The sequence below is a fragment of the Pseudomonas mosselii genome, assembly GCF_003205295.1.
Lineage (GTDB): Bacteria > Pseudomonadota > Gammaproteobacteria > Pseudomonadales > Pseudomonadaceae > Aquipseudomonas > Aquipseudomonas mosselii_B.
In genome coordinates this window covers 20,847-44,430 of record NZ_QJRP01000009.1, presented here as the reverse complement: position 1 = coordinate 44,430, position 23,584 = coordinate 20,847, and the positions used below count along the sequence as shown (strand labels likewise).

General features: G+C 67.9%; 21 protein-coding genes. 7 read left to right on the top strand and 14 right to left on the bottom strand.

Translation table 11 applies throughout. The annotated features are described in order from the left end of the window. Positions 1 to 77: 77 nt before the first annotated feature. The 12 genes from DMX06_RS11375 to DMX06_RS11320 all read right to left on the bottom strand — a co-directional run bounded on the left by DMX06_RS11375 (position 78) and on the right by DMX06_RS11320 (position 14,193). Entirely contained in the window at positions 78 to 1,064 is a 987-nt protein-coding gene (locus DMX06_RS11375; protein WP_181427811.1) for an aliphatic sulfonate ABC transporter substrate-binding protein, read from the bottom strand. A gap of 59 nt (positions 1,065 to 1,123) precedes the next feature. Then, entirely contained in the window at positions 1,124 to 3,574 is a 2,451-nt protein-coding gene (locus DMX06_RS11370; protein WP_110737049.1) for a TonB-dependent receptor plug domain-containing protein, read from the bottom strand. A gap of 55 nt (positions 3,575 to 3,629) precedes the next feature. Further along, the gene (locus DMX06_RS11365) at positions 3,630 to 4,124 is read right to left on the bottom strand and encodes a RidA family protein (protein WP_110737047.1); all 495 of its coding nucleotides are present in this window, start codon (positions 4,122 to 4,124) and stop codon (positions 3,630 to 3,632) included. Positions 4,125 to 4,199: 75 nt separating this feature from the next. Continuing rightward, a complete protein-coding gene (locus DMX06_RS11360; protein ID WP_110737045.1) occupies positions 4,200 to 5,774 on the bottom strand; it encodes a flavin monoamine oxidase family protein in 1,575 nt (524 codons plus the stop codon). Between the two features lie 406 nt (positions 5,775 to 6,180). Then, positions 6,181 to 7,383, bottom strand: coding sequence for a dipeptidase (locus tag DMX06_RS11355; protein ID WP_258378837.1), 1,203 nt, complete (start codon positions 7,381 to 7,383; stop codon positions 6,181 to 6,183). 207 nt (positions 7,384 to 7,590) lie between these two features. Further along, positions 7,591 to 8,547, bottom strand: coding sequence for an ABC transporter substrate-binding protein (locus DMX06_RS11350; protein WP_110737043.1), 957 nt, complete (start codon positions 8,545 to 8,547; stop codon positions 7,591 to 7,593). Between the two features lie 15 nt (positions 8,548 to 8,562). Then, the gene (locus DMX06_RS11345; protein WP_110737041.1) at positions 8,563 to 9,381 is read right to left on the bottom strand and encodes a class II aldolase/adducin family protein; all 819 of its coding nucleotides are present in this window, start codon (positions 9,379 to 9,381) and stop codon (positions 8,563 to 8,565) included. After that, entirely contained in the window at positions 9,378 to 10,322 is a 945-nt protein-coding gene (locus tag DMX06_RS11340) for a D-isomer specific 2-hydroxyacid dehydrogenase family protein (RefSeq protein WP_110737039.1), read from the bottom strand. Before DMX06_RS11340 ends, DMX06_RS11345 begins: the two co-directional genes overlap by 4 nt. After that, positions 10,319 to 11,509: an acyl-CoA dehydrogenase family protein gene (locus DMX06_RS11335; RefSeq protein WP_110737038.1), complete on the bottom strand. Its 1,191-nt coding sequence runs from the start codon at positions 11,507 to 11,509 to the stop codon at positions 10,319 to 10,321. Before DMX06_RS11335 ends, DMX06_RS11340 begins: the two co-directional genes overlap by 4 nt. Further along, on the bottom strand, positions 11,506 to 12,267 hold the full coding sequence (locus tag DMX06_RS11330) for an ABC transporter ATP-binding protein (RefSeq protein ID WP_110737036.1): 762 nt from the start codon (positions 12,265 to 12,267) through the stop codon (positions 11,506 to 11,508). Before DMX06_RS11330 ends, DMX06_RS11335 begins: the two co-directional genes overlap by 4 nt. 2 nt (positions 12,268 to 12,269) lie before the next feature. After that, positions 12,270 to 13,085 (bottom strand): ABC transporter permease, encoded by an 816-nt coding sequence (locus DMX06_RS11325; RefSeq protein ID WP_110737033.1) that lies wholly within the window; start codon positions 13,083 to 13,085, stop codon positions 12,270 to 12,272. Positions 13,086 to 13,296: 211 nt separating this feature from the next. Then, a complete protein-coding gene (locus DMX06_RS11320) occupies positions 13,297 to 14,193 on the bottom strand; it encodes a LysR family transcriptional regulator (protein ID WP_110737031.1) in 897 nt (298 codons plus the stop codon). Between the two features lie 110 nt (positions 14,194 to 14,303). Between DMX06_RS11320 and DMX06_RS11315 the strand changes: the two genes are divergently transcribed. Both DMX06_RS11315 and DMX06_RS11310 read left to right on the top strand, forming a co-directional pair. Then, positions 14,304 to 14,906 carry a cysteine dioxygenase family protein gene (locus DMX06_RS11315; protein WP_110737029.1) on the top strand — a complete coding sequence of 201 codons (603 nt, stop codon included), beginning with the start codon at positions 14,304 to 14,306 and terminating at the stop codon, positions 14,904 to 14,906. Next, positions 14,903 to 16,486, top strand: coding sequence for a rhodanese-related sulfurtransferase (locus DMX06_RS11310; RefSeq protein ID WP_110737027.1), 1,584 nt, complete (start codon positions 14,903 to 14,905; stop codon positions 16,484 to 16,486). The genes DMX06_RS11315 and DMX06_RS11310 overlap by 4 nt, the downstream gene beginning before the upstream one ends. 392 nt (positions 16,487 to 16,878) lie before the next feature. Here DMX06_RS11310 and paaX read toward each other — a convergent pair whose 3' ends face one another. After that, complete coding sequence (paaX, locus tag DMX06_RS11300; RefSeq protein WP_110737025.1) at positions 16,879 to 17,802, bottom strand: phenylacetic acid degradation operon negative regulatory protein PaaX; 924 nt, start codon at positions 17,800 to 17,802, stop codon at positions 16,879 to 16,881. 59 nt (positions 17,803 to 17,861) lie between these two features. After that, a complete protein-coding gene (paaY, locus tag DMX06_RS11295) occupies positions 17,862 to 18,461 on the bottom strand; it encodes a phenylacetic acid degradation protein PaaY (RefSeq protein WP_110737022.1) in 600 nt (199 codons plus the stop codon). A 340-nt stretch (positions 18,462 to 18,801) separates the two neighbouring features. On the opposite strand from paaY, the gene paaF reads away from it, so the two are divergent. Genes paaF through pcaF form a run of 5 tightly spaced genes read left to right on the top strand, consistent with a single transcriptional unit; the run spans position 18,802 to position 23,576 of the window. Continuing rightward, positions 18,802 to 19,575 (top strand): 2,3-dehydroadipyl-CoA hydratase PaaF, encoded by a 774-nt coding sequence (paaF, locus tag DMX06_RS11290; RefSeq protein WP_110737020.1) that lies wholly within the window; start codon positions 18,802 to 18,804, stop codon positions 19,573 to 19,575. Between the two features lie 31 nt (positions 19,576 to 19,606). Then, positions 19,607 to 20,401 (top strand): 2-(1,2-epoxy-1,2-dihydrophenyl)acetyl-CoA isomerase PaaG, encoded by a 795-nt coding sequence (gene paaG, locus DMX06_RS11285; protein ID WP_110737018.1) that lies wholly within the window; start codon positions 19,607 to 19,609, stop codon positions 20,399 to 20,401. A 2-nt stretch (positions 20,402 to 20,403) separates the two neighbouring features. Further along, positions 20,404 to 21,921 carry a 3-hydroxyacyl-CoA dehydrogenase PaaH gene (gene paaH, locus DMX06_RS11280; protein ID WP_110737016.1) on the top strand — a complete coding sequence of 506 codons (1,518 nt, stop codon included), beginning with the start codon at positions 20,404 to 20,406 and terminating at the stop codon, positions 21,919 to 21,921. Then, entirely contained in the window at positions 21,914 to 22,363 is a 450-nt protein-coding gene (gene paaI, locus DMX06_RS11275; RefSeq protein WP_110737014.1) for a hydroxyphenylacetyl-CoA thioesterase PaaI, read from the top strand. The genes paaH and paaI overlap by 8 nt, the downstream gene beginning before the upstream one ends. Continuing rightward, entirely contained in the window at positions 22,356 to 23,576 is a 1,221-nt protein-coding gene (gene pcaF, locus DMX06_RS11270; protein WP_110737012.1) for a 3-oxoadipyl-CoA thiolase, read from the top strand. Before paaI ends, pcaF begins: the two co-directional genes overlap by 8 nt. Positions 23,577 to 23,584: the final 8 nt, after the last annotated feature.

Below are 23,584 nucleotides of genomic sequence, written 5' to 3'. Positions count from 1 at the left end.
AGCAACTTCAGTCATTATCAGCAATGCGCATGAACATTATAAAAATGACAACTTCCGTCACGCGCCGCGGATAACTTTCACTGAACTTCCGGCGTCTCATTGAACTGCCTGTCCACCTGTTGTTCGGCAACGAAGCCCGGGCCGATCACCCCCTCGTCCCGGTACAGCCGGGCGGTGTCGGCCAAGTCCCTGACCAGGGCGTCATCCACCTCGACCCGGCGAGGTTGTGAGTAGCGGTTCGAGCGCAGGTGCACTTCCAGTGGCAGCCCGCTCTGGCGGGCCTGGATCACCGAGAATTGCTCGACATGAGCGTTGGCCCAGTCCCAGGCGCGGCCGACCCGATGCAGGAAATCCCGCAGTTGCGCCGGCTTGTCACGGATCGCCGCAGGATTGGCCACCAGCAGCATGTTGCCGGCGAACAAACCTTCGCCGCTGACCAGCACCCGTGTGCCGCCTTCAAGCTGGACCATGCTGGTGTACGGATCCCAGGTGGCCCAGGCATCGGCGCCGCCGTTGGCCAGCAGGCTGCGCGACTCGCCCGGCTGGAGGAACACGAACGTGGCGTCGCGGCCTTTGTGGCCGCTGGCGCGCAATGCGGCCAACGCCAGGTAATGGCCGATGGAGCCGCGGGTGGTGGTGATGCGCCGGCCCACCAGCGACGCCGCGTCGGTCAGGGGCGACGCTTCGGGCACGACGATCGCCACCGCCGTGGGCGTGACTTGCAGGCGCACCACCCCGACGGTCTTGAGCCCGGCGCCGGCCGCCGTGGCGAACACGAACGGCGCGGTGCCCAGGGTGCCGATATCCACCGCGCCGGCCGCCAGGGCTTCAGCGGTGGGCGCGGCAGCGCCGAAGGCGGCGAACTCCAGGGGGTATGGCACATCATCGAGCTCGCCGGCGGCCTGCAGCAGCACCTGCAGCGAGTTCTTCTGGCTGGAGACGCGCAGGGTTTCGTCGGCGTGTGACACGCCCAGCATCAGGCACAGCAACACGCCAGCGAGCCACGCCCCGGTGGGAGCGGGTTTACCCGCGAATGGCACACCGCGGTGGATGGCACCGGCCATGCCGGTGTTCGCGGGTGAACCCGCTCCCACAGGAAAGCCGTCAGCTTCGCGAGTACCCATCAGAACGCCAGGCTCACACGGCCGTAGTAGTACCCCCCACCCAGTCCATAAGGCGAGAACATGCCGTACTCGTAGGTCCCGGCCCAGGGCACGATGCCGATCTTGTCCGGGTACTTGTCGAACAGGTTGTTGGCGCCCAGCGCCACTGTGATGTTCTGGGTGAGGTCGTAGGCCACGTCGATATCGGTGATCCACTTGGCGCCGTAGGTTCGGTCGTTGGCCGGGATGTTCGAGCCTTCGGTGTACTCGCCGTAGCGGGTCAGGGTCAGGTTCACCGTCCAGTCGTCGACCTTGTAGTTGCTGTTGAGGATCCACTTGTCCTTGGGTGTGGCCTTGGTCAGGTCGATCTGCTGCTGGCGGTCGAACAGCACGTAGCCCGCGCCCAGGCTCGACAGGCTCGCCGGGGTGTCGGCCAGGTCGCGGATGCTGGTCTTGTTGTGGTTGTAAGCCAGGCTCCAGCGCACGGTGCCGTACTCGGCCAGCGGCTGGCGATACTCGGCCACCAGGTCGACGCCCTTGGTGCGGGTGTCGGCGGCGTTGGCGAAATACTGCCCAGAGAGGTCCGGCGACAGGCCGTTGGCCACCAGGATGCTCGACACGGCGGGGCCGGTGAGCACGCCGGTCTGCAGGATGCGGTCGTCGATGTCGATCAGGTAGAAGTCGGCGGTCAGGCGCAGGCGGTCGGTGGGCTCGGCGGTGAAGCCCAGGCTGTAGTTGCGCGACTTCTCCGGCTCCAGGGTCTGGGCACCCAAGGCGATGGCCTCGGGCGAGCCTGGGCGCATTTGCTTGGTGCGCGCCGTGCTGGTGCTGCCGCCGGCGCCGAAAATGGTCACCGAACTGGTCGAGGAAAACACGTTCTGCGCCAGTGACGGCGCACGAAAGCCATTGCTCACCGCGGCCCTGACCGCATAGCCCGGGGCGAACTCGTAGCGGGTGGTGAACTTGCCGCTGACGGTCTCGCCGACCTCCTGGTTGTAGCGCTCGTAGCGCAGGGCGAAGGCACTGTACCACTGCGGCGTGAGGTTGAGACCGAAGTCGACGTAGGCCGCGCCGCTGTGGCGGATCATCTGCCCGGCGTCCTCCGGGGTGGTGCCATTGACAGAGAACAGCCCCGGGTCCGGGCGGCGTCCGGCCAGCGGGCCGCTGGGGATCACATAGTCGCCGTAGTTGTAGGAATTGGGTTCGCCCTCGGTAAGCTCGTACTTCTCCCAGCGGTACTCGACGCCGAACGAGGTTTCCAGCGGGCTGCTCCAGCCGATGTCCAGGGCCCGGCTGAAATCCAGGTTGGTGGTCCACTGGTCGAAGATCTCGTCGGTCAGGTGAAAGCGTCGCTGGCTCAGCAACGGGTCGTTGGACAGGTTGAGGTTGTTGTCGGTGTACAGCTTGGCCTTGTCACGGCCATAGGTGGTCGACAGGTCCCAGTCCCACTCGGCAGCCAGGCCCTTGAGGCCGGCAAGCAGCTGGTAGTCGGTCTCCTCCACTTCGCGGGTGGCCTGGCCGCCTTTCGGATAAGGCGCGTTGGCCAGCCAGTTGGTGGCGGTGATGTCGGTGGGCGCGCGGTGGCCGAGGACTTTCTTGCCGTCGCGGTAGCTGAGGGTGGAGAACGAATACAGCTTCAGTTCCTCGCCCAGGGGCAGTTCCAGGTTGTAGGCGCCGCTGTAGGTGCGGTCTCGGCCGAGGCCGTATTCCTCGCCCCAGCCGTGACGCTCTGTCAGGCGCGGGTCGGGCTGGCCGTTGGCCAGGGTGGTGAAATTGCCGCGCACGGCGCCGGCGCGGTCGTAGGGCTCCTGCACCTTGGCGTCGAACGACAGGTTGAGAAAACCGCCGTCGCCCAGGCCGAAGCCGGCGTTCGCCGCCTCATGGCCACTGGTGCCGTCGCCGGCGTAGTACTGCCCGACCGAACTGTCGGAGGTGATGCCCTCGGCATCCTGCTTGAGGATGATGTTGATCACCCCGGCGATGGCGTCGGAGCCGTACTGCGCCGCCGCGCCGTCGCGCAGTACCTCGATGCGCTCGATCGCCGCGGTGGGAATCAGGTCCAGGTCCACCGGCACCGCGGCAGTGCCGACCCGGGCGTTGTTGTTGATCATCGCCGTGTTGTGCCGGCGCTTGCCGTTGACCAGGATCAGCACCTGGTCGCCACCCAGGCCGCGCATGCTGATGCCGCGCACCAGGAAGGCGGTGCCGCCACCGTTGATGGTCGGTGCGTTGAACGAGGGCAGCAGGCGCGTGAGCATGTCCTTGAGGCCGTTCTGGCCGCTGGTGCGCAACTGCTCGCCAGAGATCACATCCACCGGCACCGGGCTGTCGGTCACGGTGCGTTGCTGGCTGCCGCGCACGCCGGTCACCACCACGGTGGACAGCGCCGGGTCTTCGGCGGCGATGGCCTCGCCAGCCAGGCTCAGGGCCAGGGCGGTGGCCACGGGGGAAAGCTTGAAGGTCTTGGGCATCTGCGGATATTCCTTGTGGCGGCCATGGCCCGGCCGCCGCTATCGGGTTCGGGGTTCAACGGGCCTTGGCGGCGACCGCCTCGACTTCGATCAGGGCGCCGGGCAGCACCAGCCCGGCCACCTGCACCGTGGTGCGGGTCGGTTTCAACGGTTGACGGTCATTGCCGAAGAACTGGCGGAAGCCGCGCTGCAGGCCGTCGAAATCCATGCGTCCCTGCAACCCCGGGTCGCCCACCAGGTACACCCGCAACTGCACCACGTCGCCCAGGCCCAGCCCGCGCGGCGCCAGGGCGGCCTCGACCTTGCGCAGCACCGCCACGGTCTGCGCCTCGGTGTCGCCGCTGGCGCGCAGTTCGTCCTTGGCCGCCTTGGGGTCGGCCGGGTCGGGCAGGATGCCGGAGACGAAGGTCAGCGCCGTGCCCGGCGGCAGGGTCGCCGACTGCAGGATCGGCGAGTTGGGATAGGTCGAGGGGACGCGCTCGATATCGGCGGCCTGGCTGGCCGCGGCGAACAGAACCCCCAACCCCAGAAGGGCGTGCTTGAAAGGCATGGCGAAGCTCCACTGATGTGTAGGCGCCAGCCTCGGAGGTCCGCTACCTGGCAGATGGTTTTAGTTGTGTATTGCTCAGGCGGTCTTCCGGGCCTGCGAGGTGCCTTGGGCACGCTCGCACAGGTTGCGCACCACCCGCCGGGCGGCACCGGCAGCGGTTTCCTGCCAGATGCCAATACCGCTGTGGGCCAGGGCGTCGCTGGTCAGGTGCACCCGGCCCTGGGCCTGGTTGAGCAGGTCGTAGTCGGCGTCGGCCAGCGGATGGCTGATCCACGGCCCGAGGCTGTGGGGTATGCGCCCCCAGTCCACCACCAGCGGTTTGCGCAGTTCGTGGCCGTGGCCCGGGTGCAGCAGCTCCACGGCCTGGCGCGAAAGGGCGATCTGCTCGGCGACCGACTTGTCGGCGAACTGGCGGGCGGTCTCGCCGTTGTTGTAGGCGGCGACGAGAATGCCCTCGGCCTGGTTGAAGCCGCCGCTGGGGTACCACAGCCCGGACGACGCCTGGTTGATGAACGACAGGCCGCCGTAGATCTGGTAGTCGGTCTCCCAGAAGCGCCGGGACTGCCAGGCCACCTTGTTGGCATGACCGAACTGCACGGCGCCGATGGCCTGGCGCACCGGGGCGCTGAAGTTGCTGTCGAGCTTCGCCAGCAGCGGCAACGGCAAGGCGATCACCGCATAGTCGCTGGTGATGCGCCGTGGCTGGCCATGCTGCTGGTAGCCGATCTCCACCCGGTCGTCGAAATGGCGAATCGAGCGTACCTCGGCCCCCAGGCGCAGGGCATCCTGCAGGTGGCGCTGGAACGCCAGGGGAATGCGGTCCATGCCGCCCACCGGCTGGAACATGGTCGGCGAGAACTCCGGGTACTCGTCGATCATCAGCGCCGTGCCCAGCGCCGGGTTGAGCAAGGTGCGCAGGGGCAGCGGGTCGTTGCGCAGTGCTTGCTGGTCGCCGGCCCCGGGCCAGACCTTGTAGCCGGAGCGCGCAGAACCCAGGTACTCGAGCTTCTCCGACAGGTCGCCCCAGGTGCGCAGGAAGCCCAGCAGGTTGCGTCGGTCGTCCAAGCTCAGCTCCTGGTCCAGGGCCTGGCGGTCGACGGCCTTGGCCAGCAGTTCGGCCAGGTGCCCGCGACTGTCGTTGACCGCCTGGCGGATCTGCATCGGTGGCTGGTCGAGGTCGGGGCGCACCAGCGCGTTGCGGCTGGTGTTGACCAGCACCTCCAGTTCCACCCCCAGTTCGCGGCAGTAGCCGAGCATCAACTGGTGATGGCTGGGCAACCGGCCGGGGCCGGCGTTGAGGTAGAAGCCATCATCGAACTCGACGGTCTGCACGCTGCCATCGGTGAACGTGACCCGATCCCCCCGGCGCACGGTCCAGTTGCGCCCGCCAACCCGCTCGCGGGCCTCCAGCAGGGTGACGGCAAAGCCGGCCTTTCGCAGCTCGTAGGCGGCCACCAGGCCGCCGATGCCGGCGCCGACCACGGTGACACTGGCGCCCTGCCCGACACGGGTCAGCGGCAGCTGGGCGTAGTTCTCCTGGCCGGCCCGCGCCGGGCCCAGCGACCCGAACAACCCCAGGGCCGCCGTGGCGGCTTGCAGGCCACCGACCATACCGATACGGGCAATGAGCTGGCGTCTGGTCAATGGCATCGCGGGCACTCTCCCTGGTCCACGGTTATCGCTTTCGGTTATGGCTTGATGTTTTCAAGCTACGAAAACGCTCTATGTGGAGCCATCCTAGAGAGCGGGATGAGCTAAGAGAAATACATTTTGAGCATATGCAAATATTAAAATGTGTAATGTCTTAAGCTTTGCATGCTGCACAAAACACATAATTATTTTGAAACACCTGCTTTTTTGTGGGAGCGGCCTTGTGTCGCGAAAGGGCTGCGCAGCAGCCCCCAGCAGTTTCGATGGTGGCGCGGAATCTGGGGCCGCTGCGCGCCCCTTTCCGACCGGTCCGACGCCTCGGCAAGGCCGCTCCCACAGGGGGACAGTTCCATGCGCGACAGCGTGACCCGAGGGGCTGGGCAGTTTCCTACAGCGATCGCGTTCATCAATGGGCGGATTGCGCTTCCCCCATCACCCGCAACAGGTTCCCACCCCAGATATCCGCCAGGTCCTGCTCGCTGTACCCCGCCGCCAGCAACCGCGCAGTGATCTCTGGCAACTGGCTGACATCGCGCAACCCCTCCACCCCTCCACCACCGTCCCAGTCCGCGCCAATGCCGACATGCCGCGGGCCAACCACCTCGAGGATGTGCAGCAGATGACGCATGAAGTCGTCCAGGCTGGTCGCCGGCAACGGATGCCGGGCTTCGGCCTCGCGTATGCGCCGGGCCAGGTCCGCCACCTGCGCCGGCGGCAGGCTGGCCGCCAGGCGGAACTCCCGGTACAGCGGCGCCAGGGCCTTGTCCCGCTCGGGGTTCGGCGCACGCGGCACCAGGTCGCTGGCGTAGGTGTTGACCTGCACCACTCCACCCTTGGCGGCGAGATGGCGCAATCGTTCGTCATCGAGATTGCGCGGATGCGGGCCGATGGCCCGGGCCCCGGAATGCGAGGCGATCACCGGGGCGCTGGACAACGCCAGCACCTGGTCGAACACCGCATCGGAGGCATGGGACACGTCAATGAGGATTCCCAGGCGGTTGGCCGCCTGCACCAGTTCGCGGCCAGCCGGGCTCAGCCCATGCCAATTCGGCAACGCGGTGGCCGAGTCGGCGAAGTCGTTGTTCTGCGCATGCACCAGGCCCAGCATGCGCAAACCCAGGCGGTGGTAAGTGGCCAACCGGCCGGGGTCGGCCGCCAGCGGTTCGGCATTCTCCATGCTGATCAGCACCACCCGCCGGCCGGAGGCGACGATCGCCGGCACCTCCTGCGCCCGCGTGGCCAGGGCGAATGCGTCCGGCCGGGCGGCGACCATGTCGCGGATCCGGGTGATCACCGCCAGGCCATGCTCGCTGGCCAGGGTACGGCCCTCGGGCGTGAGCGGTCCCTGGGGGGTGAAGATGGCGAAGAAACCGCCGTCCAGACCACCGTCGCGCATGCGCGGCAGGTCGACCTGGGACAGGTCGTCGGCATAGCGGTGGCGCTGGCCGATGTCCCAGCCGGGCCGGGCCAGTTGCATGGGCGTGTCCAGGTGGCTGTCGAGGACGATCAGGCGTTCGTGGAGGGCGCGGACTGCGGGCGGGACATCGGCCAGTGCGCAGCCGCAGGCAAACATCAACGCCACCCAGACATATCGAGTTGAGCGAGACATTGGATTCCTTTCACAAAGTGGGCTTGCTAGGCACGGTCCCTGTGGGAGCGGCCTTGTGTCGCGAAAGGGCTGCGCAGCAGCCCCGGCAATTTCGATGGTGGCTCAGAACCAGGGGCCGCTACGCGGCCCTTTCGCGACACAAGGCCGCTCCCACAGGGACTAGCTAAATCAATGAGTTACGGTTTTCCATGAAAGAGGCCGCATTAATCACGAAGCCCAGCTGAAACTCCGATCCCACAACGGCGCCACATCCAGGCGCTGGGGCAGCACGCCGGCGGCGTAGAAGGTATCTGCCACATCCTGCTGCGAGCGCACCGCGGCATCGTCCACCGCCTGCAGCACCCGCGGCCCGCTCTGGGCCTTGTACTGGGCGATGAACACTTCCCGGGGAATGCCCAGCACCTGCTCGCAACGCGCGGCCCAGGCCTCGGGGTGGTGCTGCACCCACTGCCAGCTGCGGTACTCGCGGCGCACGTAGTCCTCGATCGCCGCGCGCTTGCGCGGATCTTCGATCGCCCGCTGGTTGGCGGCGATCACGTAGTTGCCCGACAGGTAGCCCTGCCCGGTGCGCAGCACCCGCGCCCCGCTGCGCAGCTCGGCCAGCTGGATGAAGTAGCCGAAGGTCACCCAGACATCCAGGTTGCCGTTCTGGAACGCGGCGAAACCATCCTGGGGCGTCAGCGCCAGGGGCTGGATGTCCGCCAGGGTCAGGCCCTGGTCCTTGAGGGCGCGCAGCAGCATGTAGTGCGAGGACGTGGAGCGGATGTACCCCACGCGCTTGCCCGGCAGCTCGGCCAGCGACTGCATGGTCGAGCCCTTGGGCACGACGAAGGCCTGGTTGTTGACGTCACCGGTCAGCACGGCGATGAGCCTGACCGGCGCCTGGTTGCGAATGCCGAAGATCGGCGGTATCTCGCTCATCGGCGCCAGGTCCAGGGTGCCGCTGATCAACGCTTCGAAACCGAGGTTGCCGCCGTTGAACTCGGCGTATTTCACCTCATACGCAGGGCGCTCGATGCCGGCCTCCTCGAAGAAGGTCGGCGCGGCGCCCTTGTAGGTGGCCACGCCCAGGGTCAGCCCCTGCCAGTCGCGGGCAAAGGCGCCTGGCAGCGCGCAGGCGAGCCCGCCCAGGGCGCTGTACTGCAGAAAACGACGGCGATTCATGGCGCCTCCTTGCACTCAGTCGAGAAAATCGGGTTCGTCGCGCAGCAGGCGGTCCCAGTACGGCTGGAAGCTGAACCAGCCACCGAACTCGGTGCCGACCTGGCGCGCAGTGTGCTCGGCCACCGCCGCCGGGATTGGCCGCGGCGTGCCGGCAGCCTCGGCCAGCAGTTGCGCGTGGGCGGCGTTGTCCAGGGCGATGAAGCGCCACACCGCGGCCTCTACCGTGCGCCCGACCGTGAGCAGCCCATGGTTCTGCAGGATCAGCGCGACCTTGTCCGGCCCCAGGGTGGCGGCGATGCGCGCACCCTCGCTGGCCTCCAGCACCACCCCGGTGAAGTTGTCGAACAGCGCGTGCTTGCCATGAAAGGCGCAGGCGTCCTGGGTCAGCGGGTCGAGCAGGCGCCCCAGGCTCGACCAGGCCTTGCCGTACAACGAATGGGCATGGGCGGCGGCCACCACGTCCGGGCGCGCCTCGTGCAACGCCGCATGGATGGCGAAGGCGGCCAGGTTCAACGCGCCCTGCCCTTCGACGATCTCGCCCCGTGGGTTGACCAGCAGCAGGTCGCTGACGCGGATATGGCCGAAGTACACGCCCACCGGATTGACCCAGAAGTGATCGGGGTGCTGAGGGTCGCGCACGGTGATATGGCCGGCGCCGCCCATGTCGAAGCCGTGCCGGGCGAACAGCCGGAACGAACCGGCCAGGCGCTGCTTGCGCAGCAACCGCTCGGCCTCGTGGGTCGATTGTTGCGGCGGGTCCTGCCAGCGATGCACGGTGTGGCCGTCGCGGGGCAATGAATAGGCGGTGGGTAGGCGGCTCAGCCTGGCGCTCATGCGGTCTCTCCTTGGGCCAGCAGGTTCTCCAGCGGTCGTCCGCTACGGAAATGGTCGAGGTTGCGCGCCAACAGCGCGGCGAGGTTGCGGTACACCTGCGGCGTGGTGGCCGAGGTGTGTGGGCTCAGCCGGACCTTGGGGTGGCTGTACAGCCGGTGCCCAGCCGGCAGCGGCTCGGGCTCGGTGACATCGAGGCTGGCCAGCGCCACCTGGCCACTGTCCAGGGCCTCGAGCAAGGCGTCCTGGTCCACCAGAGCGCCACGGGCAATATTGATCAGGTGCAGGCCGGGCTTGGCATGGGCGAGGCTGCGCCGATCGACCACATGCCGGGTAGACGGGTCGGCCGGCGCCGCCAGCACCAGGTGATCGGCGCGGGCGAACAGTTCCTCGACACTGGCCACGCCCCGCACGCCGGCCACCTCGAACGGCCTGGCCGAACGGCGCAGGGCAATCACCTCGATGTCCAGGGCCAGGGCCTTGCGCGCCAGGGCCTGGCCGATCCGCCCGAAGCCGTAGAGACCCAAGGTGCTGCCGGCCAGCGAGGCCAGCGGACGTGGTTGCCATTGCCCGGGTTCGTCGATCCACAGATGTGGCAGTTGCTTGGCGGCGGCGAACATCGATGCCAGGGCGAATTCGGCCAGGCTGTCCGCCGTCACCCCGCGAGCACTGGCCACAGGCAGCGGCTCGAGCAGCCAGCCGGGAAAGTAGTCGATGCCGGAGCTGACCAATTGCACGAAGCCGAGCCCGAACGGCCAGCCCGAGGGCGGCGCAACGGCGTCACGCAGGCTAGCGTCGGGCGCGGCCAAAAGGACCCGTACATCGTCCGGCAGGCCATGGGGCACACCCCTGGGCAGCGCCAGGATCTCCACGCCCGGCACGGCGGCGGCCAGCAACGCGTTGAACCGGGCGTCCAGCTGGCTGGCGATACGCACGCCGCTCATGCCTGGCCGCCACGGCTGGGCAAGGCGAACGCCGCGCGACCGGCGGCGCCGAGCACCGCGTCGTTCTGCGGCGTGTGGATACGGCTGCACAGCACGTCGCGGTAATGCCGCTCAAGCGGATTGCCCCGGGCCAGCGCCGGGTTGCCGATGGCCTCCACGCCCAGCTCGACGGCGCTGATGGCCTGGGTGGTCACCAGGTACTTGACCTGAGTGGCCTCGCTCGCCGGGATGCGCCCTTCGGCGGCGGCGTCGAGCAGGACCCGGTTGGACAGCAGCAAGGCATCGACACGCCCCACCAATTCCTGGAACCGCGGCAGGCTCGACAGCGGCGCGCCGAGGTTGGCCGGCGTGCGCCCGGCCAGCCAACCCACCAGCCAGTCGCGGGCGGCCCGGGCGACGCCGTCGTAGATGCTCGACAGCAGCACGGCCAGCCACAGCACGCCGTTGTGGTCGAGCTCGGACGGGCGTGGCTGGCGCGCCGGGAGGACATCCACGGCCTGTTCGGCGGGCACCAGTACATCATCGAAAATCACATCGTGGCTGCAGGTGGCACGCATGCCCAGGTGGTCCCAGGTTTCCTCGATGCGGATGCCCGGCGTGTCGCGGTGCACCAGCCAGGTGCCGACCCGCGGTTCGGCCTCGTCGCTGCGTGCCCACACCGCCAGCCAGGTCAGCCCGGGGATGCCGGTGGAGTAGATCTTGCGCCCGCTGATCCGCCAGCCCTCGGCCACCCGCCGGGCGACGGTGCCCGGCAGGCCGCCCCGCGCCGGGGTGCCCAGCTCCGGCTCGACACGCAGGGCGTTGACCAGCGCGCCGTCAGTCACCGCCTCGCGGGCCAGGCGCAGGCGCAGGTGCTCGGGCCAGGCCTGGTTCTGCTGCAGGCGGGCATGCTGCAGGTACTGCATCACCAACACCAGGGCGGTGGACGGCTCGCCCCGGGCCACGGCGGCGATCACCCGCCGGGCCTGGGTCAGCGTTGCTTCGCTGCCACCCAGGCGGCGCGGCACGGTCAGGGCCAGCAGGCCGTGTTCGTGCAAGCGTTGCAGGTTGGCGTGGGGGAAGCTGCCCTGGCGATCGTGCTCGGCGGCGCTGGCGGCAAATTCGTCGCTCAGGCGGGCCAGCAGGTCGGCGAAGGCCGGCGAATCGAGATCAGGCGCCTTGGCGCTGGTGTGCAGGTCGAGGCTCATCGTTGGGCGGTCCGTGCGAGGGTGTGGGCATGGCTGGCTGCGGGCGCTTCGACGCCGAGCAGGGCCAGCAGGTGTTGGCGCAGTTCCTGGAAGCCACGGCTGGCCACCTCGCGGTGACGCGGCAGGCGGATCGGGATCTGCTCGGCGAGGCGCCCCGCCTCCAGCACCACCACGCGGTCGGCCAGCAGCAAGGCCTCGTCGACGTCGTGGGTGACCAGCAGCACCGACGGCTGATGGGTGCGCCACAGTTCGAGGATCAACTGGTGCATGCGAATGCGGGTCAAGGCGTCCAGCGCGGCGAACGGCTCGTCGAGCAGCAGCAGTTGCGGCTCGCGCACCAGCGCCCGGGCCAGGGCCACGCGCTGGGCCTCACCGCCGGACAGGGTGCCCGGCCAGGCCTCGGTACGGTGCGCCAGGCCCACCTCACGCAGCGCCGCCAGGGCACGCGCTTTCGGCTCGGCACCCCTCAAGCCCAGCACGACATTGCGCCAGGCCCGCTTCCAGGGCATCAGCCGTGGCTCCTGGAACACCGCCGCATGGGCGCCGGGCACCTCCAGGGTGCCCGCCTCCACCCGGTCCAGCCCGGCCAGCGCCCGCAGCAGGGTGGTCTTGCCCGAGCCGCTGCGGCCGAGCAAGGCGACGAACTCGCCGGGCGCCAGGTCCAGGTCCAGGCCATCGAGCACCGTGTGGTCCTGGAACCTGCGCGTGAGCCCGCGCACCCGCACCGGGGGGCGCAGGCGTTGCAGTGCGACTTCCATGGTCAGTTCCTTATGAAGGTGGGGCGCCAGGCCAGGGCCAGGCGTTCGAGCAGGCGAACCAGGGCGTCGATGGACAGCCCCAGCACGCTGTAGACGATCAGGCAGATGACGATGACATCGGTGCGCATGAAGTCGCGGGCGTCGTTTACCAGGTAGCCCAGACCCGCACTGGCGTTGATCTGCTCGACCACCACCAGGCCCAGCCAGCTGATGCCGAAGGCATAGCGCAGGCCGACGAAGAATGCCGGCAGCGCGCCGGGCAGGATCACATGCCAGACCAGCCCCAGGCGGCCCAGGCCAAACAGTTGCCCGGCCTCCACCAGCTTGGGGTCGACACCGCGGATGCCGGAGAACAGGGTGAGGTACACCGGGAAGGTGGTGCCCAGGGCAATCAGGGCGATCTTGGGCGTCTCGCCCACGCCGAACCACAGGATGAACAGCGGCACGATGGCCAGGAACGGCAAGGTACGCAGCATCTGCACCGGCGAATCGATGGCGAGCTCGCCGCGCCGCGACAGGCCCGCCAGCAAGGCCAGCGCGGTGCCCACACTGACACCGATGGCCAGGCCGCTCAGGGCACGCTTGAGGGACACCCACAGGTGCCCGGCCAGCTCGCCGCTGGCGATCATCTGCCAGAGGGTGTCGCCAATGGCGCTGGGCGCAGCGATGATCCGCGGCGGCAGCAGGCCGCTGCGCGAGGCAAGTTCCCAGGCCGCCAGCAGAAGCAATGGGCTGACCAAGCGTAGGCCAAGGTTGCGAAAGCCCTGCCAGCGCAGCAGGGCTGTGATGGGTACCAGGGTGTTGCTGTGCCGGGACATTCCCTCTCCTCGCTCAAGGCCGTTCCATTGATTGCTGGCCGTGGCGGGAGTGTGGATCGAGCCCGCCGGTGCCTGGCTTGATCCTTATGCTATCGATCTTAAAAAGGGGCGTGAAATTCGATCTGCTTCTAACCTAATATACAAAAAATGCATTTATAACGACTTCTTACATGCAACAATTTTAACCTCAGGATATGGGCGGCGATTGGCTTTACAGCTGATTCGCCACCCGTTGAGCCACAGTCTCACCGAACAACGCCACCGGCGCCTGCAGGTTGCCGAGAAAACGCGGATGGATCAGCCACAGGTCGATCACCGGCTTGAAATCACTCACCTGCACAATCTCCAGGCGCTCGCGATGACGGCTGTTGTCCAGCAACGGCCGCGGCACCAGGCCGAAACCCAGGCCATTGGCGATCAAGCCCAACTGCAGCTCGGTACCGAAGGTCTCCAGGTTGATCCGCAGCGACAACCCTTCGTCGTTCAACGCCCGCTGCAGGCCGGCACGGAAGCCACAGCCGTCGGGGTTGAGCACCCAGCCGCGCTGGTAGCAGTCGGCGAGCTTGCAACTGCGCTTGCCCACCTCGCCGCGAGCGGCCACCACCACCAGGTCCATGCGCGCCAGCGAACGACCGACGATGCCCTCGGGGAATACCTTGCCGGCCGGGAACAGCGCCGCCACGGCATCCAGCTCGCCGTTCTCCATCTTGCCCAGCAGATGGCTGCCCCAACCGGTGGCGACTTGGGTCTGCAGGTCGGGATACAGCGCCTTGAGCTGGCTCAGGGCGTCGAGCAGCACCACGTCGCCGACGGTCTGCGGCACCCCCAGGCGCAGTGCGCCGCTGGGCGAAGAGTCGCTGAGCACCAGCTCACGCAGCGCGTCCATCTCGCGCAGCACCGCCCGGCACTGCTCGTAGACGCGCATACCCATGGGCGTGGGTTTCAGCGGCTTGGTATTACGGTCCAACAGGCTGACGCCCAGGGCCTCCTCGAAGTTCTGCACCCGACGGGTGATGGCCGGCTGGGTCAGGCGCAGTGATTCGGCTGCCTGGCTGATGGACTGGCTGCGGATGACGGCCACGAATGCATCGATATCATCTATCTTCATTCTTAATTCGCATAATAAATATCTGGAAAAATACGCAACAAGAATAATACCTTTTCCCTCGCCACGGTAGCGCCCGGCGCTGCCTCACCTGACGGACATCGAGGGAACCCATGTCTCAAACGCCCAACCTCGGACGGCTACGCGGCTTCATCGGCGAGCTGGCCGACCTCCTCGCCCAGGCACCGGACGAGCCACGCCTGCTCGACCACGGCGCGCGGCTGCTGCGCGACCTGGTCAGTGTCGACGACTGGCTGCCGGACGACTACGCCCGGCCCAGCCCGGAGCGCTACCAGCAGTACCTGCTGCACGCCGATTCCAGCCAGCGGTTTTCCATCGTCAGTTTCGTCTGGGGGCCGGGCCAGGAAACGCCCGTGCACGACCATCGCACCTGGGGCCTGATCGGCATGCTGCGCGGCAGCGAGATCAGCCAGGGCTACGCCCTGTCACACGGTGCCCTGCAACCGGAAGGACTGGCCGAGCGGCTGGAACCCGGCCAGGTGATCGCGGTGTCGCCGCGCATCGGTGACCTGCACCAGGTGCGCAACGCCCATGCCGACCGCACCTCCATCAGCATCCATGTCTACGGCGCCAACATCGGCGCGGTGCGCCGTGCGGTGTACAGCGCCGAGGGCGCAGAGAAGCCCTTCATTTCCGGCTATTCCAACAGCTACCTGCCCAACCTCTGGGATCTGACGAAAGAGAACCGCGCATGAGCCAGGCCACCCACCGCAGCTATCACGCCATCCGCACCGCCCTCCTTGCCGGCCAGGAGCTGGCCTTGCTCGATGTCCGCGAGGAAGACCCGTTCGCCCAGGCCCATCCGTTGTTCGCCGCCAATGTGCCGCTGTCACGCCTGGAGCTTGAGATCTACGCCCGAGTGCCACGGCGCGACACGCCCCTCACCGTCTACGACGACGGCGAAGGCCTGGCGTCGACCGCCGCGCAGCGCCTGCTAGCCCTGGGCTACACCGACGTGGCCCTGCTCGAAGGCGGCCTGGCCGGCTGGCGCCAAGCGGACGGCGAACTGTTCCGCGATGTCAACGTACCGAGCAAGGCCTTTGGCGAACTGGTCGAGGCCGAACGCCATACACCCTCGTTAGCTGCCGAAGAGGTCAAGGCATTGCTCGACGCCAACGCCGACGTGGTGGTACTTGATGCCCGTCGCTTCGACGAATACCAGACCATGAGCATCCCCGGCGGCATCAGCGTGCCCGGCGCCGAACTGGTGCTGCGCGTGGCGGAGCTGGCCCCCGATCCGGGCACCCGGGTGATCGTCAACTGCGCCGGGCGCACCCGCAGCATCATCGGCACCCAGTCGCTGGTCAATGCCGGTATTCCCAACCCGGTGGCGGCCCTGCGCAACGGCACCATCGGCTGGACCCTCGCCGGGCAGACGCTGGAGCAAGGCCAGTCGCGCCGTTTCCGCGCCGTGACCGCCGCCACCCGTGACAGCGCCGCGCAACGCGCCCGCCAGGTGGCCGACCGTGCCGGCGTGGCACGCATCGATCTGGCAGGCCTGCGCCGATGGCAGGCCGAAGCGCAGCGCACCACCTACCTGTTCGATGTGCGCACGCCAGAGGAGTTTGCCCTGGGCCACCTGCCCGGCGCCCGCTCCACGCCCGGCGGCCAGTTGGTGCAGGAGACCGACCATGTCGCCAGTGTACGCGGCGCCCGCCTGGTGCTGGTAGACGACGACGGCGTGCGCGCCAACATGAGCGCGTCGTGGCTGGCCCAGATGGGCTGGGAGGTGGCGGTGCTCGATGGGTTGTCATCGGACGACTTCACGCAAACCGGTGCCTGGGTCGCGCCCGTGCCGGTGCCGGCCCAGGCCGAGACCATCAGCCCCGCCCGCCTCGCCGACTGGCTATCGGAGCCGGATACCCAGGTGCTGGACTTCACCACCAGCGCCAACCATGTCAGGCAGCATATTCCTGGCGCGGTGTGGGCGCTGCGCAGCCAGCTGAAGGAGGTGCTGGCGTCATTGTCCGGAGCGCGGCGCTTTGTCCTCACCTGCGGCTCGAGCCAGCTGGCGCGCTATGCCGCGCCGGAGGTGGCGGCGCTGAGCGGCAAGTCGGTGTTCGTGCTCGAGGGCGGCAACAGCGCCTGGATTGCCGAGGGACTGCCTACTGAGCAAGGCGAACAGCGTCTGGGTGCGCCGCGCATCGATCGCTATCGCCGCCCCTACGAGGGCACCGACAATCCACGGGAGGCGATGCAGGGGTATCTGGACTGGGAGTTTGGGCTCGTGGACCAGTTGGGGCGGGATGGGACCCATGGGTTCTTTGTGATCTGAAGAAAAAACACCCGACTATCGGCTCTGTGCTGTCGCGCAGAAAACCATGATTGCGTGGCTAGCGCACACCCTGTAGGAGCGGCTTTAGCCGCGAAGCAAGCGACGCGGTGGATGGCACCGGCTTTGCCGGTGTTCGCAGCTAAAGCCGATTTCATGAAATAGATCGTAACCCATTGATTTAGCTAGACCCTGTGGGAGCGGCCTTGCGTCGCGAAAGGGGCGCGTAGCGGCCCCAGGTTCTGAGCCACCATCGAAATCGCCGGGGCTGCTGCGCAGCCCTTTCGCGACGCAAGGCCGCTCCCACAGGGGGACAGTTCCCTGCGCGACAACGTAGCCCGAAGGGCTGGGCGATCTCTTACAGTTCCCTGCTAAACCCATCAGTTAGATGCCACTCAGCCAAGCCCGCCAAAGCGCCGATAGTAACTCTCGTTGGCATCCGGCAACGGCCCATCCGCCGTTTCCAGCGCGCAGGCCAGGTATTCCTCCGCCCTGCCCTGCACCAGCCGGTACAGGTTGCGGCACAGCTGGCGCGCCGCGCGCCCTTCCCAGTCACCCGGCAACAGCTCGTCCGGCAGTTGCGGATCACGCAGCAGCAGGCGGCGGTATTCATGGATCAGCAGCGTGCGCGCCAGGAAGCAGTCCTGCGGGCTCGGCGCCTCGAGGTCCTTCATGGCCTGCCACAGCGGGCGGAACAGGCGGATGAACTCGCTGTAGTGCTGGCCCAGCTCCTCGATGTTCCAGCTTTCCCGCACCTGGGCGCGCAGGGCCTTGGAGGCCAGCACTTCCTGAGCGTGGGTTTCGAAGACGATGCAGTCGTCCTCGGCGTCCTGCTCGCGCAGGGTCGCGGCGAGGTCGGCGCGGTCGGTGCGCGGGCAGCCCAGCAGGTTCGTGCCCATGGCGCCGAAGCCCTGCCATTCCAGCTCTTCGCGCACGGCCTTGCGCTTGCCGGCGTCGAGCTGCGCCAGCAGCACCAGGGTCCAGGCGCCGTTCCAGGCCGGCAGGCTGGCGCTGTAGACGCGCTTGAAGGCTTTCTCGAAACGCCGCCGACCGGTGCCGGTCAGGCTGTAGTAGCTGCGCCGGCCGACTTTCTCGGCGGTCAGCCAGCCTTCCTTGGTCAGACGGAAGATCGAGGTACGGATCAGCCGCTCGTTGATGCCCATCGGCTCCAGCAGGTTGATCAGGCTGCCCAGCCAGACCGTGCCGCCATGGGGTTCGATGGCATCGCCATACAGGGTGATGATCAGGGAGCTGGCGCGGATCGGCGTCTGCTCCTGGAAACGGGTGATCAGGTGGTTCAGGGGGGCAAGGCTGCTCATGGGGGAACGAGGCGCGGCTAAAGCCTCGACTATACCTGCCTGCCGCGACCGCGCAAGGCTCATGCGCCGCCCTCGGCCTTGGGCCTGAAGCCGGAGTCGCCCATGCGCGGCCGGTCCGCTTCGGGCGCGGTCAGCGGCGGGCACTCCACCAGCGCGGTCATGCAGCGCCGGGCCAGGTGGTGATATTCGGCGGTGCCGCGCTGCTTCCAGGCCAGCTCCTTATCGCTGAGCGGGCGCTTGACCTCGGCCGGTGCACCAACCACCAGGCTTTGCTCCGGGCATGTGAACCCCGCCTTGACGAAGGCCGTGGCGGCAACGATGCAGCGTGGGGCTATATGCGCGCCATCCATGACCACCGCGTTCATGCCAACCAGGGCGTCCTCACCTATCCGGCAACCGTGCAGCACGGCGCCATGACCAATGTGGCCGTTGCGCTCGACCACCGTGTCGCCGCCGGGGAAGCCGTGCATCACGCAGGTGTCCTGCAGGTTCGCGCCCTCTTCCAGGATGATTCGCCCGAAATCGCCGCGCAGCGAGGCCAAGGGGCCGATGTAGCAGTTGGGGCCGACCAGCACGTCGCCGATCAGCACCGCGCTGGGGTGTACGTAGGCGCTGGGATGTACCACTGGGGTCAGGCCGTCGAGGCGATAGCAGGGCATGGACTGGGTGCTCGATATGATTCAGAAGATTTGGCGATCCTGTATCAGATCAAATCACTTAGTCAATGCCTTGCTGGTGTATCGCTTTCTTCGCAAAGCTTCAGGACAGTGATGACCTAATCGCTGGGCAAGCCAGCGCCAACAAACGGCTAAAACAGCGTGACAGTGTGGGAGCGGCTTGCCCCGCGATAGCGTCGCTCGACTCAAATATAGATACACAATTACAATTTCAATATTGATTTTACGTATCGCTTTGTACATATACTTGCCCCAGCACCACGAACAATTCCAAGAAACGCCGGCCCCAGCCGGCGCCGAACGTGCAGCCTGAGGTACCCCCATGCCAAGCAACCTCATCGTGCAGGCCCCGGCGGACGGCGTCCGCCTGATCACCCTGCACCGCCCGCAAGTCCTCAACGCCCTGAACACGGCACTGCTGGAAGAGCTGGCCGAACAACTGGACGCCGCCGATCAGGACCCGCAGATCCGCGCCGTGGTCATCACCGGCAGCCAAAAGGCCTTCGCCGCAGGCGCCGATATCAACGAAATGGCCCAGCGCGACCTGGTCGGCATCCTCAACGACCCGCGCGTGGCCCACTGGCAGCGCATCGCCGGCTTTGGCAAACCGCTGATCGCCGCCGTCAACGGCTTTGCCCTCGGCGGCGGCTGCGAACTGGTGATGTGCGCCGACATCGTCATCGCCGGCAGCGACGCCCGTTTCGGCCAGCCGGAAATCAACCTCGGCATCATCCCCGGCGCCGGCGGCACCCAGCGCTTGCTGCGCGCCGTGGGCAAGCCGCTGGCCATGCAGATGGTCCTCGGCGGTGAAGCCATCGACGCCCTTCATGCCCTGCAGGCGGGCCTGGTCGGCGAAGTCACCCAGCCCGAACTCACCGTCGAGCGCGCCCTGCAGGTGGCCACCGCCATCGCCGCCAAGGCACCGCTGGCGGTGCGCCTGGCCAAGGAAGCGCTGCTCAAGGCCCAGGACATGGACCTGGCCTGCGGCCTGCGCTTCGAACGCCACGCCTTCACCCTGCTGGCCGGCACCGCCGACCGCGACGAGGGTATTCGCGCCTTCCAGGCCAAACGCCCGGCCCGATTCCAAGGGCTGTAAGCCTTCCACCGACTGACGGAGCGAGCCAGTCATGTCCTTCCAGCACATCCTGTTTTCCATCGGCGACGACGGCGTCGCCCTGCTTTCGCTGAACCGGCCCGAGCAGCTCAACAGCTTCAACAGTGCCATGCACCTGGAGGTGCGTGAGGCCTTGAAGCAGGTGCGCCAGAGCGAAACCGCCCGGGCGCTGCTGCTGACCGGCGAAGGCCGTGGCTTCTGCGCAGGCCAGGACCTGGCCGACCGCAATGTCGCGCCCGGCGCCGAGCTGCCTGACCTGGGCCAGTCCATCGAACAGTTCTACAACCCGCTGGTGCGCAGCCTGCGCGACCTGCCGCTGCCGGTGATCTGCGCGGTCAACGGCGTGGCCGCCGGCGCCGGGGCCAACCTGCCGCTGGCCTGCGACCTGGTGCTGGCGGCGCGCTCGGCGAGCTTCATCCAGGCGTTCTGCAAGATCGGCCTGGTGCCGGACTCCGGCGGCACCTGGCTGCTGCCGCGCCTGGTCGGCATGGCCCGGGCCAAGGCGCTGGCCCTGCTCGGTGAGCGCCTGAGCGCCGAGCAGGCCGAGCAATGGGGGCTGATCCACCGGGTGGTGGACGATGCCGCGCTGCGCGACGAAGCGCTCAAGCTCGCCCGCCACCTGGCGACCCAGCCCACCTATGGCCTGGCCCTGATCAAGCGCGCCCTCAACCAGAGCTTCGACAACCGCTTCGACCAACAGCTGGAACTGGAGCGCGACCTGCAACGCCTGGCTGGGCGCAGCGAGGACTACCGCGAGGGCGTCGGCGCCTTCATGAACAAACGCACAGCTGTGTTCAAGGGGCGCTGACCATGGCCGCACTCGACAACAACGCCCTGGTGGCAGTGATCGGCGCCGGCGCCATGGGGGCTGGTATCGCCCAGGTGGCGGCCCAGGCCGGCCACCCGGTACGCCTGTATGACAACCGCCCCGGCGCCGCCGCGCAGGCCATCGAGGGTATCGACCGACAGCTCGGCCGCTTGGTGGAGAAAGGTAGGCTTACCCCCGACACCCGCAGCACCATCCGCGCTCGCCTGCAACCGATCGACAGCCTCGCCGACCTGGCCGATGCCCGCCTGGTGATCGAGGCCATCGTCGAAAGCCTGCCGATCAAGCAGGAGCTGCTACGCCAGCTTGAAGCCCGGTGCGCCGACGACTGCATCCTGGCCAGCAACACCTCTTCGCTGTCAATCACCAGCCTTGCCGCCGGGCTCCGGCACCCGCAACGGGTGATCGGCATGCATTTCTTCAACCCGGCACCGCTGATGGCGCTGGTGGAGGTCGTGTCCGGACTGGCCACGGCGCCGACATTGGCGAGCACCCTGTACGACACCGCCCGCAACTGGGGCAAGCAACCGGTGCACACCCGTTCGACACCGGGCTTTATCGTCAACCGCGTGGCTCGGCCCTTCTACGCCGAAAGCCTGCGCCTGCTGCAAGAAGGCGCCGCCGACTGCGCCACCCTCGATGCCCTGCTGCGCGACGCCGGAGGCTTTCGCATGGGCGCCTTCGAGCTGACCGACCTGATCGGCCATGACGTCAACTACGCGGTGACCTGCTCGGTGTTCGAGGCGTTCTATGGCGACTTCCGCTTCCAGCCATCGCTGGTGCAAAAAGAGCTGGTCGACGCCGGGCGCCTCGGGCGCAAGACCGGCCAGGGCTTCTATAGCTACGCCGAAGGCGCCGAGCGGCCAGCGCCTGCGGCACTCACCAGCCAGGCGCTTGTCGAGCGCTGCACGGTGGAAGGTGACCTCGGTGTCCTGCGGCCCCTGGTCGAGCGTCTGCGCGCCAAGGGTATCGACGTCACCGAGCGCGCTGGCAGCGGCCTGCTGCGGGTGGGGGATGCCACCCTGGCGCTGTCCGATGGCCGCCTGGCCAGCCAGCGCGCCCGCGAGGACGGTTTGCGCAACCTGGTGCTGCTGGACCTGGCCCTGGACTACACCAGCGCCACGCGCCTGGCCATCAGTCACGGCGCCGAGTGCAGTGCCGAGGCCCTGGACCAGGCCGTTGCCCTGCTCGCCCGGGCCGGCTTGAGCGCCTGCCCGGTGGCTGACCTGCCCGGCCTGGTGGTGCTGCGCACCGTGGCCATGCTCGCCAACGAAGCCGCTGACGCCGTGCTGCAAGGCGTCGGTACGCCCGGCGACATCGACCTGGCCATGCGCGCCGGGGTCAACTACCCGCGTGGCCCGCTGGCCTGGGCCGACGACCTGGGGGTCGGCTACACCCTGAACGTGCTCGACAACCTGCAACGCAGCTACGGCGAGGAACGTTATCGCCCGTCCCTGCTGCTGCGCCGCACCCACGCCGAAGGAGGCTGCCTGCATGACTGAGCAATCCGCACACACCCTGGCCCGCGCCTGCGCCCAGGCCATGTTCGCCCGCGACGCCGCCAGCCAGGGCCTGGGCATCGAACTGCTCGACGCCGGCCCAGGCAGCGCCCGGCTGGGCATGCGCGTGCGCGCCGACATGCTCCAGGGCCACGGCACCTGCCACGGCGGCTACCTGTTCGCCCTGGCCGACTCGGCCTTCGCCTTCGCCTGCAACAGCTACGATGAAGCCGCCGTGGCCCTGGGTTGCAGCATCGACTATGTGGCGCCGGCACGCCTGGGCGATCAGTTGCTGGCCACCGCCAGCGAGCAGAGCCGCAAGGGCCGTACCGGCAACTACGACGTGCGCATCGAGAACCAGCAGGGCGAGCTGATCGCCCTGTTCCACGGCAAATCCTACAAAGTGCGCGGCACCGTGCTGTCGCCGGAGACCTCCCATGACTGACGCCACCCTGCCCCACGCGCTGATCATCGATGCCGTGCGCACGCCCATCGGCCGCTATGGCGGCGCCCTGTCCAGCGTGCGCCCCGATGACCTTGCCGCAGTGCCGATCAAGGCGCTGATGGCGCGCCATCCCGAGTTGGACTGGGCGGCCGTGGACGATGTCATCCTTGGCTGCGCCAACCAGGCCGGCGAAGACAACCGCAACGTCGCGCGCATGGCCGGCCTGCTGGCCGGGCTGCCGATCGAGGTGCCCGGCACCACCCTCAACCGTCTGTGCGGCTCGGGCCTGGACGCCATCGGCAACGCCGCCCGCGCCCTGCGCTGCGGCGAGGCCGGGCTGATGCTGGCCGGCGGCGTCGAATCGATGTCGCGGGCGCCCTTCGTCATGGGCAAGTCGGAACAGGCCTTCGGCCGCAGCGCGCAGCTGTTCGACACCACCATCGGCTGGCGCTTCGTCAATCCGCTGATGCAGGCGCACTACGGTATCGACTCGATGCCCGAGACCGCCGAGAACGTCGCCGAGCGTTTCGCCATCTCCCGCGAGGACCAGGACGCCTTCGCCCTGCGCAGCCAGCTCAAGGCCGCCGCCGCCCAGGCCAATGGCCGCCTGGCCCGGGAGATCGTCGCGGTGCAGATCCCCCAGCGCAAAGGCCCGGCCAAGCGTATCGAGCAGGACGAACATCCACGGGGCGACACCACCCTTGAGCAACTGGCGCGCCTGGGCACGCCGTTTCGCGAGGGCGGCAGCGTCACCGCCGGCAATGCCTCGGGGGTCAACGACGGCGCCTGCGCCCTGCTCCTGGCCAGCCCCACGGCAGCCCGGCGACATGGCCTCAAGGCTCGCGGCCGGGTGCTTGGCCTCGCGGCGGCGGGCGTCGAGCCGCGACTCATGGGCATCGGCCCGGTGCCAGCCACCCGCAAGGTACTGGAACTGACCGGCCTGTCCCTGGCCGACATGGACGTGATCGAACTCAACGAAGCCTTCGCCGCCCAGGGCCTGGCCGTGCTGCGCGAGCTGGGCCTGGCCGACGACGATCCCCGGGTCAACCCCAACGGCGGCGCCATCGCCCTGGGCCACCCGCTGGGCATGAGCGGCGCACGGCTGGTCACCACCGCCCTGCACCAGCTGGAACAGACCGGCGGGCGTTATGCCCTGTGCACCATGTGCATCGGCGTCGGCCAGGGTATCGCCCTGGTGCTCGAACGCCTCTGATCAGCCGC